Genomic DNA, 16,603 nt, shown 5'->3' on the forward strand with positions numbered 1-16,603 from the left:
CTTCGAGACATGCATCTAGCGGCCATCCACCTGAATGCAGATGTCCTTCCTGCCGATCGTTTTGCATGGCCAGTGGTCGTTGATGTAGAAGTCCGGCTTGAAGCACACGCGCTCATCGTTCACCCAGAACATTTGCCAGCCAGAACCTGAAATGCGCAGCTTGGGGCACGACCAGTAGCCTTGCGCCGAAAGCGTGGCGATCGTCAGTGCGATCATTGCCGGGGCGACGATAACCATCAGCAGGACTGTCAGTTGTAGTGAGCGCGTCTGGAATCGATATAGCCAGGATTTTCCAGGTGGGTCGAATTTGCGACCGGTCCATGCGGCGATCGTGCAGGCGACGATCAGGCAGGGTGTCAGGGGAATGAAGCCAATCATGAAAAAGCCTTTGAGCGACGTTTCCACGACGGGCGCATTTCGGTAAAGGCGGCCATAGAGTGGCACGATATCCACCCATAGGATGTAGGCTGCAAATGTGCCCATGGCTAACATGAACAGGCACAGGCCTATGGCCGTGAACCTGAAAAGGACCGGGGACCTGACGTGCAGTTCGGGATGGTTTTTCATGCATGCCTCAGCATTCCGTGCTGGGCGACAGGGTGCCTGTTTTCGTGAGGGAGGGGCAATGGCATCAAAGCGGTGCTGACTATTTGCCATCATTGCCGCCGTGCGATTCCCTGAGGAAAATGCTGCCGCCGGGAAATTTATTTCACGAACGGTGGTCACACATCTGCGTAGCGGCCATGCGCTATCAGTTGCTCCACTGGCGGCCTCCACCGTGCTTGCCGAGGTACAAGGCAGGCGCGCCAATTTTCAACGGACTGTGATGTAGAAAATGGACCTTTTAGCCAACGTCCCCAGCTGGAGTGACATCGAGCGCAACCTCGACCAGAAGTTCAGCGCGGCGAACCAGAGCATCCGCCACGGGTTGCAGAGCGCCCACGACAGTTGGGACGGCTTTAGTCGACGCGTCAGCGATGGCGCCAGCCAGGCCTATGGCTACATGGGGGGGCACCGCATCGACAACGTGCAGCAGGCGCTGGCGATGTCGTATCCGATCTTCCAGGAAGACCTCAAGCGCAAGTGGGCCTCCATCGGTATCGAACAGATCCTGCCAGTGCTGCTGCAACTGGTGAAGGAAGTGTCGATGATTCTCGGTGGCAGCATCGCCGTGGGCTCTGCCGCAGGCGGCGCGATCGGCGCCTTGGCCTTTGGTTTTGGCGCAGCTCCGGGTGCGGTGGCGGGGGCGGGCATCGGCCTGGAAGTCGGCAACCTGATCCTCCTGGCGTTGGGGCTTTCGGCCATTGCCGAGTATTTCATCAAGGGTTTGCCGGCTTGCCTGAGTACGCTCCAGGAAGGCATCGCCACCGCCTGGAATGCCGAAGAAGGTGTCAAGCCCGCCGGGCTGGACCCGACCGGAGGCTCGGCGGCGGTGATCCAGGAGCGCACCGAGCGTGCCGCCCGGCAACTGGCTCGCGGCCAGGAGCAACTGGTGCTGCTACTGCTGGTGGGCATCGTCACCTACCTGCTGCGTGGGCAGATGAAAGCCGGCATCATGGGCAGCATGGAGAACATCGCCAGCCGCAGTGCCAAGCTGCAGGCCGATATCGCCAACAAGCAGTTTGGCGCCTGGCTGGCCAAGAACGAAGCCAAGCTGCTGGCCCATCCAGACCTGCAGGTCAAAGACCCGACGCCCCTCAAGAAACCTGAGCTGCCAGAGCCGGTTCGTCGCCCTGAACCAGCACCTGCAGCCAAACCCGTGGCTAAGCCGCCGGTCATGTCCTTGCGCGATGCCGTGGGCAATCAGACCGCAGACCGCTGGATATCAACGGGCAGGCGTATTGCCGACTTCACCGACCCCAAACGCTCTGCATTGCTGACCGACGACCAGATCGGCGCGCTGCATGGTTACACCACTAACGAGGGCTATCAGTGGATCAACCCGGCACTGCGCGGGCAAACCCCGTTCAGCCCGCAGATGGAGGCTTTCGTCGCGCATGCGAACGACGGTCTGGCCAAACTGCCGTCCTACGCTTTAGGTGACACCTTCCGCGGCACCACATTGCCGTCCGATGTCCTGTCGAGGATGCAGGTCGGCCTGCCAACCAGTGATGCGGCGTTCATGAGCACATCTGCAGACTCGGCCCTTGCTTTCAACGGCAATGTGAAGATGACGGTGCAGGGCATCACTGGCAGAGATATCAGCTTTCTCTCGGGCCACAGGGAAGCTGAGGTATTGTTTGCGCCTGGCACGCGCTTCGATGTTGTCGACAGGGTCGACAATGGCGCCTTTACCCAATTCATTCTCAAAGAAATCCCATGATCGATCTAAGAAGCTCGAACGCATTGCTGGCCGATTACGTGCAGCGTTATGCGCACCTGTCACCGGAACCCTCCCGGCCGTTGCAACAGCGGATGGACTACACCTTGCAGCCGGATGCGCCGGCGGCGCCCGCAGTCAAACCCCAATGGCTGCAGTCCAGGGCCTGCACCTTGACGCCAGAGCAGGCGCTGGACCGTGCCAAAGGCGCGCTGCTAGGGCTGGCCATTGGCGATGCGGTCGGCACCACGCTCGAGTTCCTGCCGCGTGACCGGGAACAGGTGAGCGACATGGTCGGCGGTGGCCCCTTCAAGCTCACTGCGGGCGAGTGGACCGATGACACCAGCATGGCGCTGTGCCTGGCAGATACCTATGTGAGCCAGGGCAAGTTCGATTACGCCACCTATGCGAATGCTCTCGTGCGCTGGTACCGCAAGGGTGAAAACAGTGCCAATGGCCGTTGCTTCGATATTGGCAATGCCACGCGCAACGCGCTCGAAGGCTGGCTGCGCGAAGGCATCACCTGGCAAGGCAACTACGACCCGTCCAGTGCAGGCAATGGATCGATCATCCGCCTCGCACCTACGGCGATCTATCGCCGGCATTCGTTGTCCGCGAGCTGGTGGGAAAGCGTCACCCAGAGCAGCGTGACGCACAACGCCGACGAGGCAGTGAACAGCTGCCAGTTGTTGGCCGCTCAACTGCATCTGGCACTCAATGGCGCCGATAAGGAAGAAACCCTGGCACCTGCCGTGCGTTCGTTGCGCCCCCGCCCGATGATCATCAACGCTGGCGAATACAAGCAAAAGTCCCGCGACCAGATTCGCTCTTCCGGTTATGTGATCGACACCCTGGAAGCTGCGCTGTGGGCAGTTTGGAACACCGACAACTTCAAGGACGCGATTCTGCTGGCTGCCAACCTTGCCGATGATGCCGACAGCGTCGCGGCCACTGCCGGCCAACTGGCGGGGGCGCTGTACGGCGTCTCTGGCATGCCCCCGGAGTGGGTGGCGAAGGTTGCCTGGTCGGAACATATCCAGGCGCTGGCAGGGAAGTTGTTCGAGCTGGCACCGCAAGTGGATGAACTGGATGCGTTGCTTTACGGCCAGCGTTGAAGGTACGGGGAGCAAATGTGAACTGCGCCACGAATCGATACATTTTTTTGTGGCGGTTGCGATGGCTGCAACAGTTGCGGAGCACGATTGACAGAGCGCTTGGCGCTGGCCCCGCTGAGAACCGCGCAAAGCCGCGCACGCGGGAGCTTCACGCGACACAGCAGGTGTGCAGGTGATGGAGCAAATTGCCTGAATGATGGCTATATGGCATTGCCTTGATTGCATGTGAGCCACGGTTTTCGCGGCTTGCAGCAAGTTGACAGGGTAGCTTTTGACGGTGTTTTCTTTGGGCCTTTCTGGCCGCTGACCCGCCCGAATGTGACCAGTGTCACGTTCATGGCAACGCGACAAGGCACTTTTTCGGGTGCTTGCGGTCGCATGAACCCGCGGGACGCGCACGCGCGAAGCGTGCGCCTCGTACCCCGCATGAACAGAGTTGTCGCTGAGCATCGCAAGCGCGTGCTGGCCGTGTTTTCAAGGAGATTTCGCATGATCATGGACCTGGCCTCCGCGCTGCTGTCGCCGCAGAACCGCCGCCTGTTCAAGTTCCACAACCTCGCCAACCCCGAGCAGGAACTGCTGCTGGAAACCTTCAAGGGCGTCGAGGCTTTGTCGCGGGCATTCAACTACGAACTGCTGCTGGTCTGCGAAGATTCTGGCGTGCCGCTGAAGTCGATGATGGGCCAGCACGTCAGCATCGAGATCGAGCTGGCCGAAGGCGGCCCGCGCTATATCACCGGTTACCTCACGCGCTTTGCCAGCATCGGCAGCGACGGTGGCATGGCGCGCTACACCGCCACCCTCAACCCGTGGTTCTCGATGCTCAAGAACCGCTTCGACACGCGGATCTTCCAGGGCAACACCGTCGAGGAAGTGGTCACCGAAGTGTTCGCCCTGTGCCCGGCGTTCTCCCGTCACGAGTTCCGCCTGACCCGGCCGCAGAAGCGCTACACCTACATCACCCAGTACCGCGAGACCGACTTCAACTTCGTCCAGCGCCTGCTGGAGGAAGAGGGGATGTTCTACTACTTCGAGCACACTGCCGAAGGCCACACGATGATCATCTGCGATGACTCCAGCACGCTGGTGGACATTCCCGAGCAACCGCAAATCCGCTTCCACAGCGCCTCAGTCACTGAGACCGCCGACTCCATCACCCAGTGGAGCGGCAACCGCCAGCTGCAGTCCGGCAAGATGGCCACGCAGACCTTCGACTACCGCCAGCCAAGCAACCGCCTGCCGGTGGCGATGAACAGCGTGAACAAGCAAGGCGACGTGGAAACCTTCGAAATCTACGACTTTCCAGGCCAGTACACCCACGGCACCTACGACGAAGGCGAAACCTTGCTGCGCCTGCGAATAGAGGCGCTGGAGCTGCGCGGCAAAAAGTTTGAAGGCGCCAGCAACTGCCGGGCCATGAAGCCGGGCTACACCTTCGAACTGCTGCAGCACTACATCCACGACCAAGGGCCAGTAGAAGACCGCCAGTTCCTGCTGATGAGCGTGGAAAGCGAAGGGCACAACAACTACCTTACCGGCCAGCAGGCCAGCTACTTCAACACCTTCAGTTGTGTGCGCAAGAAGATCCCGTTCCGCCCGCAGCTGAGCACGCCCAAGCCGACCATTGCCGGCCCGCAAACTGCGATTATCGTCGGCCCGCCGGGGGAGGAGATCTTCACCGACGAACTGGGCCGGGTGAAGATCCAGTTCCACTGGGACCGCAACGGCAAGTACAACGACCACAGTTCGTGCTGGGTACGCGTAGCCCAATCCGGCGCCAGCGGCGGCTTCGGCAGCATCCAGATCCCACGCGTCGGCGACGAAGTGGTGGTGGTGTTCCTCGACGGCAACCCGGACCGCCCGCTGATCATGGGCAGCCTGTACAACAGCACCAACACCCCGCCTTGGGCGCTGCCGGCGAACAAGACCCAGAGTGGGTTCCTGACCCGGTCGATGAAGGGCAAAGGGTCGAATGCCAACTTCTTCCGCTTCGAAGACAAGGCTGGTGCTGAGCAGATCATCATGCACGCCGAGCGCAATCTGGATACTGAGGTTGAGGCAGATGACAGTCTCAAGGTGGGCGGGAATCGAACGATCAATGTCGAAGGCAAACATTCCGAAACGATCAAGCTGGAAACCAGTATTGCGGTGGAGGAGGGTTCGTATTTTGTGACGGTTGATCAAGGGGCAGTGAAAATTAAGGCTGCAACTTCCATCACGTTGGAGGTCGGAAGCAGCAAGCTGGAAATGAAATCGGATGGCACGATCACGCTATCAGGCATCTCCGTGGACGTTGCAGGCAGCAAAATAATCAATTTGAACAAGTCTTGATAAGCGACAAGGACGAGTCCCATGCGTAGAAATATCTACGACAGATTATCTGAACGGCGCGAACGCGAAGAGCCCCTTGAGCGTGAGCGTCTAGAAGAAGAGGTTCGCAATGCAGAGCCCCCTCAACCAGAGCGTTTTCTTACAAATGAATTGAGTTTCATTCGTCCAGAAAATTTAAAAGACAAGACGTTTCACGTCTTTACGCTGACGGACATTGGACCTAGCCCGTTCTCGTTCGTCGTGGGGCGTTCGTCAGTGGAGCCGGATGCGGACTTGGAGACGCTTGCGCAACAACTGCTTGGTGAGTTGAAAAAGACGTTATCCCATGTTCAGTGGATCGAGCCGGTTGCCCCGGTAGAGGTAGCTGGATTGGAGGCCCGACGTGTCGAGTTTCGTTGGCGACAACAAGGCCAACCTGTTCATCAAGTACAGCTGATTTTTCTGCATCAGGATGAGTACATGCGGCCTTTGCTCATGCAAATTACCGGCACGAGCAACAGTCCCAAAGGCATGACGGCGGAGGAGCGTAGTGCTTTCGATTCGTTGGTTGAAAGTCTTCAACTGCGCTATCTGCCCGCGAACGAGGGGGATGCTGAACAGGCCGAATCAGCATGACGGCGGCTGCTGCGAGATTAGATGATCCAATTGAGCACTCCAGCGCTTTAGGTGGATTGCTTGCTGGCTTAGCAATTGGAGCAGGCGCGGTACTCATAGGTATTGCCGTTATCGGGACCGGCGGGCTTGGGGCTGTAGCGCTAGCCGCGATGGTTGGCGCGGGAGCAGCTACCGGCGCTGGAATCGGTCAACTGATTGGTAGCCTATCTTTCGCTTGTAGTGAAACAGGACGCATACGATCAGGCTCAAGTAACGTTTATATAAATGGTAAGCCTGCTGCGAGGGCTCATCTGGATAATGCCGAGTGTTCGGATCATCCAGGGGGGGCTAAGACATTAGCCCAGGGTAGTGACTCGGTTTATATCAATGGTCAGCCTGCGGCTCGAGTCGGTGACCGGACAGTTTGTGATGCAAAAATAAGTGCTGGCTCCCCTAATGTGTGTGTGGGAGGGGGGACAGCGACGACTGATGCAATTGACCCGGAAGTTCCTATTTGGCTTGAGCGTTCGGTGATGGCGTTGGGGCTGGCTAGTGCTTTTGTACTGGCAAGTCCAGTGTTGGTGATGGCAGGGTTGGCAGGTGGTATTGCTGGCGGAATGGCTGGGCATTGGGCTGGCGGCGAGCTTTTTGGTGAAGGTTCTGATGGTCAGAAACTGCTGGCATTTGGTGGTGCTCTACTGGGGGGCGGTATTGGTGCTAAAGGTGGTAAAGCTTTCGATGCGCGATATGAGTTTAAGTCTCAGGGATTTGGCTCGAACCTTGGTAACGTCAAGCTGATAAAAAAACCGGTTCTCCCTCCGAAATCTGATAAAATTTCACCAGAGCTATATGGTGAGCTAAGGAGTAAGACTCCCAGTGCTGCAATTAGAAAGGCTGTGAATCAAGATGTTACTCTTCCCATGAAAGACCCCGCGCTTCCCGGGCTTGAGGTTACGAAGCCTCTCCATGCGGATCACATTGTGCCCATGAAGAAAATTACAGAAATGGATGGCTTCTCCCGATTGGCTTTCGAGGATCAGGTAAAGGTGCTAAACTACGAGCCGAACTTCCAAGGGTTGAGTGAAGTAGCAAATACTTCAAAAGGAGCAAAATCTTTCGCTGAGTGGGAGCTGTATAAGAAAGGTGGTATTCCTGTTGATCCGGCGTTTCGTTCTGCCATGATAGAAAAGGCCGCTAAATTGGAGCCGGAATTACAGCAATATATCAATGGTTTGCTTTTGGGGTATTGAGGTGGTATGAATATGACTTGGTCTGATTCTTTAAAGCTGCGTATTATAAGCGAGCTGAAGGGTTATGATGTGTATTTTTCAGCTGACGATATTCCTCTTGAAGTAGACTTACCCAAGCAGTGGCTTGGTTTTGGTTTTCTAAATAGTGAAAAAAAACATGTTCCTGCGGAGTGGGCTGATTTTTCTGAGTTTTTGCCTTGGGTAAGCGATTGGCTCGACAAATGTGTGTTAGGAACTGTCTTGGCAGTGAGTGATAGGCCGTATCTCATGTATGTATATGGCGAGAGTGGTGATTTGTATTTCTATATGGGGGGGGCTCCGCTAGGCGTTGAAGGGTCAGATCTCGATAGTTATCCCAGCCTTCCTGCGAGCTTCAGGCAGTTTTATTCAAAATTGCATAATGGGTTTGGGTTTTATATTGGTTGTACTATGGGGCCATCTAGAGTGGAAGATTTTGTTCCAATCAAGGATTTGTGCGACGAAGATTATCCGACGCTTCCTGATATGTTAGGGGTATTTTCTAGTGGGGCTGGTGATTATTTGGCTTTGGGTGATGGCCCATTCAAAGGCGAAGCTTTTATCTGGTGGCATGAAAAGCCAGACAGTCCCACTCATGGAGTCGATTTGTGGAGTGTGATGGACTCATGGATGTCAATTTTTTTGGAGAACTCAGATTCTAACGAGTATTGTTAGGTTTGGTTTTTTGCGAGAAAATTGAATACAGGCAGTGCCTGCCGTAAGCAGGCGCGTCCAAGGGAATTGGCTTTGTGCGAAACTCTCAGGCCTGGTGATGATTCGAAGAGTATCTCCCGGCTAGGGATTCTCCGATCAAGTCAGCACACGCCATCTGACCTGTGCTGAAATAGCCCTCCGTCCAACCGCCCTCTACAAGCCCGCCATCCCATGAGTCAGATGAGCTTTTCCGATTTCGAGTACGCCGGTAAGCGCAAGCAAACCCGTCGCGAGCGTTTCCTGGCCGAGATGGAGCAGGTGGTTCCGTGGAGCGGGTTGGTAACGTTGATCGAGCCTCACGACCCAAGGGCTGGCGGTGGCCGCAAGCCGTATCCACTGGAAACCATGCTGCGCATTCACCTGCTGCAGAACTGGTTCTCGTTGAGCGATCCAGCCACGGAAGAGGCGCTGTTCGAGATTACTTCGATGCGCCAGTTTGCTCGTCTGACGCTCAGCGCTCCGATCCCCGAAGACACAACGATCATGAATTTCCGGCACCTGCTGGAGAAGCATCAGTTGGCGGCGGGCATTCTGGAAACCATCAACAATTACCTGCGAGACAAGGGCCTGTCGTTGCGCCAGGGCACCATCGTCGACGCCACGATCATCCACGCACCCAGTTCGACTAAGAACAAGGAAGGCAAGCGCGATCCTGAAATGCATCAGACGAAGAAAGGTAATCAGTATTTCTTCGGCATGAAGGTGCATATCGGTGCAGATGCCGAGTGGGGTCTGGTGCACCACGTCCACGGCACAGCGGCGAATGTGGCTGATGTAACGGAGGTCGCTCACCTGTTGCATGGCGAAGAAAATGTTATCTGTGCCGACGCGGGTTATATCGGCGTGGAGAAGCGGCCGGAGCATGGAGGAAGGCCGGTGATCTGGCAGATTGCGGCTCGTCGCAGCACCTATAAACACTTGAGCAAACGCAGCGTGCTCTACAAAGCCAGACGCAAGATCGAGAAGGTCAAAGCGCAGACGCGAGTGAAGGTCGAACATCCATTTCGCGTAATCAAGCGCCAAATCGGTTATGTGAAAACCCGCTTCCGTGGCCTGGTCAAGAACACGGCGCAACTGACCACGCTGTTTGCTCTGTCGGATCTGTGGATGGCGCGCCGGCAGCTATTAACTCCCGTGGGAAAGGTGCGCCCGTAAGGGCAGATAATCAAGGCTTTGCCTTGGTTATCCAATAATCAGCGGCTGAAAATCGGGCTTTTCGGCATGCCCAAGCCGTCCATTTCCGGCTGATGGGCAACTTGTTCGGAGAATCCTTAGGTTTGGTATGGTCTAGTCTTGAGGACTGCACTAAGCTCGAAATTAATTATGCTAACTCTCTTATTGGCTATTTAAGGGGCAGCGCATGTGGCGACTTTCAACTTTTTGAAAAATTAGGACGGAAGTCAACCAGTAGCAGTATGTCTATGCGTATCGGACCGCTTGAGTGAGGTAGCACGGGTCGACAACCTGATCCTGCGCTTCTGCTACCGCGCTGGCGGTCACTTGATTCGCCTGGACGAAGTCGACTATGGTGAGTGTGGTGAACGTCCCGAGCGCAGCACGCTGTTCGAGCGTAAGCGATCCATGAACTCCACCTACCGAGTAGAGGAAGTCGCAGTTACCGTGGCATCTCCGGCGAGCAGTTCGTAAGGGATCCATCAACCCCACATTCCAAGCGTCCACCCGATGCCCGATGCTGCGCTCCCGATTTCTTTCTGGAGCCCGCCCGCCATGATGCGCCCCGACAGCAAAGTCGAAAAAGTCGAGTGCGATCCATGAACCCCACCTATCACACGATGGGGCATCAGGTTACCGTGGCATCTCTGGCGAGCAGTTCCACGGCAGCAGGGCTTCGTAGTCGGTCACCGACGCTGCATACGGCAGGCGCTCAAGTACGTGGCGCAGCCACGTATAAGGCTCCTGGCCGTTGACCTTGGCGGTCTCGACCAAGCTGTAGATCTGCGCACTGGCCGTGGCGCCCTTGGGGGTGTCACTGAATAACCAGGCCTTGCGCCCGATCACAAACGGCTTTATCGCACGCTCCGCCAGGTTGTTGTCGATCGGCAAATGCCCAGCCTCCACATAGCGCTCCAACCGGCTCCAGTTGTTCGCCAGGTAATGCACGGCCTTGCCCAGCACACTTTGCGGTGTAACCTGGGAGTACGTCTTGTCCAGCCAGCTCTTCAACTGGCCGAGGATAGGTAAGCTTCTTTCCTGGCGACCGATGAACCGCTGTTCGTCGCTGGCCTCCTTGAGGTCGCGTTCGATGCCGTAAAGCTTGTTGATCATCATCAGCGCCACATCGGCGCGGCCCGTCTTACCCTTGGGCTGCACTTTCTGCGCATCGACGAACTTGCGGCGCGCGTGAACCATGCACGCCAGCCGCTCGACACCAGGTTGCAACGCCAAGGCGTTATAACCGGCGTAATCGTCGGTCATCACGTAGCCTCGGTAGCCTTCCAGCAGACGTAACGGCACCTCCTGCGCACGGCTGGTGGTGTAATCGAACAGCACGACTTGTCGATCAGGCGGGCCACTGGCCTGCACCCACATCCAGGATTGGCTGGTCGGGTCGCGGTCTGGCTCTTTCAACACCTGTACTCGCGTTTCGTCGCAGTGGATCACCGGACTTTCCAGCAGCCGGTCACGCATCAGGTTCAACAACGGCTGGAAATGTTCGCTGCACTGGATCACCCAGCGGGCCAGGATTTGTCGAGGAATCTCGATGCCGTGGCGCGACAGCACACTTTCAAACCTGTGTAGCGGCAAGCCATCGACGTACTTAGTAGTCAGCAGCATGGCCAGCACACTGGGGCTGGCCATGCTTTTTTCGATCAACTGGGCGGGCTTGTCAGCGGTGACCGGCGCGGTTTCGCAGCCACGGCAGCCATAGACCTTGCGCACGTGTTTGAGTACGCGGATCTGCATCGGCACGATATCGAGCTGCTCGCTGGTTTCCTCGCCGATGACATGCTTGCGGCAACCGCAAGCGCAAGTCAGTTCGTGCTCGGGCAACTCATGGATGACTTCGATACGCGGCAGATCAGCCGAAAGCGGCTTGCGCTTGCCACGATGGCTGACCGGGGCAACGACTTCTTCATCCGCGTCGTCGACCACTACCAGCAGAGGTTCATTTTCCACTTCGTCGAACATGGCCAGTTGCGGCGTATGGGGGTCAACGGTTTGCTCGGACTTGCGGCCAAAGAAACGGTCACGCCATAACTTGATTTGCTCTTTCAGGTCGACAATGTGGTCTTTATCAACCGTGCGCTCAGCCAGAAGCTGCGCAAGCAATTGCTTGAGCGCAACAGGGTCATCAGGAAGGTCATCGGGCACTGAAATCATGGCCCGGATTATACCGGGTTCAGGCGACGTAGCGTGGCGTTAAAACTTGATGGGGACGGTTGCGCCAAAGGTCGAAGCCATCGAGTAACCAATTGAGTTCTTGGACGGTCAGGACAATGGCTTCGTCGCTGGGCTCAGGCGATGTCTTGAAGCGCTCGGCTTCCAGGCGCTTGAGCCAGAGGCAGAAGCCATTGCGCTCCCAATACAAGACCTTGATGCGGTTACGGGCCTTGTTGAGGAAAACGAAGAGCACGGGGTCGAACACGGCGACTTTGATATCCAACTCGACCAGCGCGGTGAGGCCGTCGATGGACTTACGGAAGTCCACGGGCTTGGGATAGAGGTACACCTTTTCGACTTTGCTGTCGGGTCGCATCATGGTGGACGGGCTCCAGAAGAAATTCGGGAGCGCAGCATCGGGCATCAGTTATCTGCTTGGAATGTGGGGTTCATGGAGCGGATACTGAACAAGCAAGGCGACGTGGAAAACTTCGAGATCTACGACTTCCCCGGCCAGTACACCCACGGCACCTACGACGAAGGCGAAACCCTGCTGCGCCTGCGTATCGAGGCGCTGGAGCTGCGCGGCAAGAAGTTCGAAGGCGCCAGTAACTGCCGCGCCATGAAGCCCGGCTACACCTTCGAGCTGTTGCAGCACTACAGCCATGACCAGGGCGCCGTCGAAGACCGCCAGTTCCTGCTGATGAGCGTGGAAAGCGAGGGCCACAACAACTACCTCAGCGGCCAGCAGGCCAGCTACTACAACACCTTCACCTGCGTGCGCAAAAAGATCCCGTTCCGCCCGCAGCTGAGCACACCCCGGCCGACCATCGCCGGCCCGCAGACCGCGATCATCGTCGGCCCACCGGGCGAGGAAATCTTCACCGACGAACTGGGCCGGGTGAAGATCCAGTTCCACTGGGACCGCAACGGCAAGTACAACGACCACAGTTCGTGCTGGGTGCGGGTCGCCCAATCCGGCGCCAGCGGCGGCTTCGGCAGCATCCAGATCCCACGCGTCGGCGACGAAGTGGTGGTGGTGTTCCTCGACGGCAACCCGGACCGCCCGCTGATCATGGGCAGCCTGTACAACAGCACCAACACCCCGCCTTGGGCGCTGCCGGCGAACAAGACCCAGAGCGGCTTCCTGACCCGGTCGATGAAGGGTGACGGCGGTACCGCCAACTTCTTCCGCTTCGAGGACAAGGCCGGCGCCGAGCAGATCATCATGCATGCCGAGCGCAACATGGATACCGAGATCGAGCTGGATGAGACCCATGATGTGGGGAACAACCGGACAATTACGGTTGGCGGTACGCACACCGAAACGGTCAAGAAAGACACCGTGGTGCAAGTGACTGAAGGCTCCTACACCCTGCAGGTCGACAACCAGTTCATACAGGTGGCTGCCAAGCAGCACATCATCCTCCAGGTGGGTGACAGCAGCATCACGTTGACCCCGGAAGGCATCGAGATCAAAGGCAAGGTCATCGTGACCACCAGTACCGACACCACCCAGATTACCGGCGCCGCAGTGCGGATCAACGACTGAGGCAAGGTTCATGTACAAGCCTTCGATCTACGACCGTATTTCCGCCAGGCGCGCAGCGCAAGAGGAGACCGTGCGGCTGGCCAGTGAACCTGCTCATGTGCCCGAGCTTTTGCCGGAACCGGAAGCCGAACCGGAACCGGTGCCAGCCGTGTTGCAGGATGTAGCCAGCGCTTTCACCTTTGCAGGTTTCGCCTTGCAGTTTCCGCTCGGCTTTCGTTTTCGCGACATCCAGACCACCCTCGAACATGAAGGCGAGCCGGTCAGCCTCAGCATCCGCCGCCGTGATGCACTCGCCAGGCAGCCGCTGGAGCAACTGTTCCAGAGCGCAGTCGAGGCTTTGCGTGAATTGAACCCGCAACTGCGCGTGATTCGCCAACGTGACTGCCTCCTGGCTGGGAGCCCGGCCAAGGTCGTGGACTTTCACTTCAATGCCGGCCACGAGCCTCGGCACGGTCGCCTGGTCGGCGCACTGGTGCCCATCGCCGGCAGCGATTCTTTGCAATGGCTGGATATCTCCAGCGTGATCGACCCCAGCAAGCCCGGCCTGAGCCAGTGGTTGGCAGAGTTCGACCGCATGCTCGATGGCTTCGCGCAGGGCTGACCTCGATTTTTTCGCTATCAGGAATTTTCATCGCATGGATTACGAGTTACAGGAAGGCGGCATTGCGCTGCCGGCAGGTTTCGAGGACCGCACGGTCAACATGTTTGTCCTGGGTGCCAGTGTCCCAGCACCCTTGAGCATCACCATCTCGCGTGACACCCTGCTGCCGGACGAAGCGCTGCAGGCCTATGTCGATCGCCAGGTCAAGCTGCTCACCTCCAAGCTGCGCGGCTACACCCGCATGGGTAACAAGGCTGTCACGCTCTCGGTTACCGCACCCATTCCCGGTATCCAGATCGACGCCTATTACATGAACCAGGGCCGCCCGCTGTACCAGCGCCAGGCCGCCTTCATCATCAGCCCTGGGCGTGCCCTGATCTTCTCCACCACTGCACAGGCTGATTTCAGTGCCCAGCAGAACCAGGACTGGGACAACCTGCTGGCCAGCTTCACCCCGCGTGCGCCGTCCGAAACCAGCGCCGAGTCCGGCGAACAGGAGTAACCCCTCATGTTCGAAGCGGCCAGGTTTGGCGACGAGATATCGCACACCAGCGCGCTTGGGGGCTTCCTGATCGGGGCTGCCCTTGGGATTGCGCTGGTGGCCACGGTGGCCATCGCCACGTTCACCTGCGGGTTCGGTGTGGCCTTGCTGGCCGGCCTCGCAGCCGGCATCGGGGGCAGCTTGCTGACCGCCGCCGGAGAGGCGATAGGCAGTATGTTCTCATCCCCCTCAGGGACGATAACCACTGCCTCACCCAACGTGTTCATTAACAGCCGCAAGGCCGCCCGCGTCGAAAAAAGCATCGGTGCCTGCGACAAGCACCCGGGGCCGGTGCAGATTGCCGAAGGCTCGACCAACGTCTTCATCAACAGCGTCGCCGCCGCGCGCAAGGGCGACAAGCTGACCTGTGGCGCCACCATTTCCGGTGGTTCGGACAACGTCATCATTGGCGGCGGCACCTACCGTTACCTGCCCGTTGACGATGAGGTCCCGGAGTGGCTGCGTACCACCGTGGATGTGCTGATGGCCATCGCCGGTGCCGCAGGCGGTATCGCCCAGCTGATCAAGGCGGGTACCCAGGCCGGCATGAAAGCCATCATGCCTTGCGCTCTGAAGTTCACGGCCGGCTTCGTCGCCGGCGAGGTGGCCAGCCGCTATGTGGTCGAACCCGTGGCGCGCAGAGCCATCGGTGGCCTGGTCGGCAACCCGGTCGACCTCACTACCGGGCGCAAGCTGATCCCCGATGAAATCGACTTCAGCCTGCCGGGCCTGATGCCAATCGAGTGGTCGCGCTTCTACGCCAGCGACCTGACGGTCGACAGCGTACTCGGCCGCGGCTGGGTGCTGCCTTGGGAGCAGAGCCTGCGCCGCCAGGGGGCATTCATCTACCTCACCGACAACCAGGGCCGCGAAGTCCCGTTCGTGACCCTGCAACCGGGGCAGCGCATCTACAACCCGCACGAGCAGGTGTACCTGGTGTGCACCGAGGGCGGCCACTACATCCTGCAGACCCTCGACAACCTGTTCTTCTACTTCGGTGAAGTGCCAGACACCAACACCGAAGTGCCGCTGCAGCGTATCGAGAACGTCCTCGGCCACTTCCTGCACTTCACCCGCACGCCTGACGGCACCCTGACCGACATCAGCGCCACCGGCGGCACGCGCGTGCACCTGCACTACGACCACCCGCTGGGCCGCCTGACCGACATCAAGCGTGTGGTGAACAACGAAGCGGTGGAAACGCTTACACAGTACCGCTACGACGAACACGGCCAGCTGAGCGCGGTGATCAACCGCAACGGCGACACCGTTCGCAACTTCAGCTACGCCGACGGCCTGATGGTGACCCACAGCAACGCGCTGGGGCTGGGCTGCCACTACCGTTGGCAAACCCTGGGCGACAAGCCACGTGTGGTCGAACACTGGACCAGCGACGGCGAGCACTACCACTTCCGCTACGACCTCGATAGCCGCACCAGCTGGGCCACCGACGTGCTCGGCCGCGAGCTGGAAGTGCAGTACAACGCGGACCACCGCGTGGTCGCCAGCCGTGATTATGGCGGCGAACGTTACGTCATCGAGCTGGACGAGCACGGCAACATGGTCGGCCTGGGCCTGCCAGACGGCAACCGGCTCGCCTTCAAGTACGATGAATACGCCCGCCTGCTGGAAGAAACCGATCCACTGGGGCGCAAGATCCAGTACGAGTACCACCACCTGACCACGCTGGTGACCAAAGTCAGCTACCCGGATGGCAGCACCTGGCAGGCGCGCTACGACGACAAGGGCAACCTGCTCGCCGAAATCGATGCCCTCGGCCAGATGACCGAGTACCTGAACAGCGATGACGGCCTGCCGCACACCATCATCGACGCGACCTACAAGTCCAAGTACCTGTGGTGGAACACCCTGGCCCAAGTCGAGCGTTATCAGGACTGCTCGGGCAAGAGCACCTGGTACCGCTATGACGAGCGCCAGCACCTGGTCGCGGTAACGGACGCGCTCAATCAGACCACCACGCTGGAACGCAAGCCCGATGGCGAAGTGCAGCGCATCAGCCACCCGGACGGCACCACCGAAACCTTCACCTACAACGTCTACGGCCAGGTACTCAGCCACACCGACGGCAAGGGCCAGACCACCCGCCTGATGCGCACGGCCCGTGGTCTGCCGAGCAGCCGTCAGGATGCCAAGGGCCAGCGGGTTCGCTACGAGTACGACAAGGCCATTCGCCTGACCGCGCTGGTCAACGAAAACAACGCCAC

General features: G+C 58.5%; 14 protein-coding genes and 1 pseudogene. 12 read left to right on the top strand and 3 right to left on the bottom strand.

What is annotated here, in order from left to right; genetic code table 11:
- Window positions 1-15 precede the first annotated feature (15 nt).
- Window positions 16-567, bottom strand: a complete 552-nt coding sequence (locus tag ACF8SD_RS22530) for a hypothetical protein (protein WP_173888962.1) — start codon at window positions 565-567, stop codon at window positions 16-18.
- A 268-nt stretch (window positions 568-835) separates the two neighbouring features.
- On the opposite strand from ACF8SD_RS22530, the gene ACF8SD_RS22535 reads away from it, so the two are divergent.
- From ACF8SD_RS22535 to ACF8SD_RS22570, 8 genes are all read left to right on the top strand, one after another.
- Window positions 836-2,323 carry a DUF6861 domain-containing protein gene (locus tag ACF8SD_RS22535; RefSeq protein ID WP_054904734.1) on the top strand — a complete coding sequence of 496 codons (1,488 nt, stop codon included), beginning with the start codon at window positions 836-838 and terminating at the stop codon, window positions 2,321-2,323.
- The gene (gene tri1, locus ACF8SD_RS22540; RefSeq protein ID WP_054904733.1) at window positions 2,320-3,435 is read left to right on the top strand and encodes an ADP-ribosylarginine hydrolase Tri1; all 1,116 of its coding nucleotides are present in this window, start codon (window positions 2,320-2,322) and stop codon (window positions 3,433-3,435) included. The genes ACF8SD_RS22535 and tri1 overlap by 4 nt, the downstream gene beginning before the upstream one ends.
- Window positions 3,436-3,924: 489 nt before the next feature.
- Complete coding sequence (tssI, locus tag ACF8SD_RS22545) at window positions 3,925-5,766, top strand: type VI secretion system tip protein VgrG (RefSeq protein ID WP_173888966.1); 1,842 nt, start codon at window positions 3,925-3,927, stop codon at window positions 5,764-5,766.
- A gap of 21 nt (window positions 5,767-5,787) precedes the next feature.
- Window positions 5,788-6,381, top strand: a complete 594-nt coding sequence (locus ACF8SD_RS22550; RefSeq protein ID WP_173888968.1) for a DcrB-related protein — start codon at window positions 5,788-5,790, stop codon at window positions 6,379-6,381.
- Complete coding sequence (locus ACF8SD_RS22555) at window positions 6,378-7,610, top strand: PAAR domain-containing protein (protein ID WP_173888969.1); 1,233 nt, start codon at window positions 6,378-6,380, stop codon at window positions 7,608-7,610. The genes ACF8SD_RS22550 and ACF8SD_RS22555 overlap by 4 nt, the downstream gene beginning before the upstream one ends.
- 6 nt (window positions 7,611-7,616) lie before the next feature.
- The gene (locus tag ACF8SD_RS22560) at window positions 7,617-8,303 is read left to right on the top strand and encodes a hypothetical protein (RefSeq protein ID WP_218581714.1); all 687 of its coding nucleotides are present in this window, start codon (window positions 7,617-7,619) and stop codon (window positions 8,301-8,303) included.
- A gap of 210 nt (window positions 8,304-8,513) precedes the next feature.
- Entirely contained in the window at window positions 8,514-9,497 is a 984-nt protein-coding gene (locus ACF8SD_RS22565) for an IS5 family transposase (RefSeq protein ID WP_392485184.1), read from the top strand.
- Between the two features lie 282 nt (window positions 9,498-9,779).
- On the top strand, window positions 9,780-9,989 hold the full coding sequence (locus tag ACF8SD_RS22570) for a hypothetical protein (protein WP_392485185.1): 210 nt from the start codon (window positions 9,780-9,782) through the stop codon (window positions 9,987-9,989).
- A gap of 159 nt (window positions 9,990-10,148) precedes the next feature.
- Here ACF8SD_RS22570 and tnpC read toward each other — a convergent pair whose 3' ends face one another.
- Window positions 10,149-11,684 (bottom strand): IS66 family transposase, encoded by a 1,536-nt coding sequence (tnpC, locus tag ACF8SD_RS22575; protein WP_392485186.1) that lies wholly within the window; start codon window positions 11,682-11,684, stop codon window positions 10,149-10,151.
- Between the two features lie 19 nt (window positions 11,685-11,703).
- Window positions 11,704-12,108 carry an IS66 family insertion sequence element accessory protein TnpB gene (gene tnpB / locus ACF8SD_RS22580; RefSeq protein WP_392485321.1) on the bottom strand — a complete coding sequence of 135 codons (405 nt, stop codon included), beginning with the start codon at window positions 12,106-12,108 and terminating at the stop codon, window positions 11,704-11,706.
- Between the two features lie 39 nt (window positions 12,109-12,147).
- Here tnpB and tssI (ACF8SD_RS22585) point away from each other — a divergent pair.
- The 4 genes and pseudogenes from tssI (ACF8SD_RS22585) to ACF8SD_RS22600 all read left to right on the top strand — a co-directional run.
- Window positions 12,148-13,236 (top strand): annotated as a pseudogene (tssI, locus tag ACF8SD_RS22585) (type VI secretion system tip protein TssI/VgrG); the annotation flags it as partial.
- Window positions 13,237-13,246: 10 nt separating this feature from the next.
- Window positions 13,247-13,837, top strand: coding sequence for a hypothetical protein (locus tag ACF8SD_RS22590; protein WP_392485188.1), 591 nt, complete (start codon window positions 13,247-13,249; stop codon window positions 13,835-13,837).
- Window positions 13,838-13,871: 34 nt separating this feature from the next.
- The gene (locus ACF8SD_RS22595) at window positions 13,872-14,339 is read left to right on the top strand and encodes a DcrB-related protein (protein WP_054914194.1); all 468 of its coding nucleotides are present in this window, start codon (window positions 13,872-13,874) and stop codon (window positions 14,337-14,339) included.
- A 6-nt stretch (window positions 14,340-14,345) separates the two neighbouring features.
- Window positions 14,346-16,603 (top strand): DUF6531 domain-containing protein (locus ACF8SD_RS22600; RefSeq protein ID WP_392485189.1); only part of this gene is annotated, 2,258 nt, incomplete at its 3' end.

Source organism: Pseudomonas sp. CJQ_9, assembly GCF_043106615.1.
GTDB lineage: Bacteria > Pseudomonadota > Gammaproteobacteria > Pseudomonadales > Pseudomonadaceae > Aquipseudomonas > Aquipseudomonas juntendi.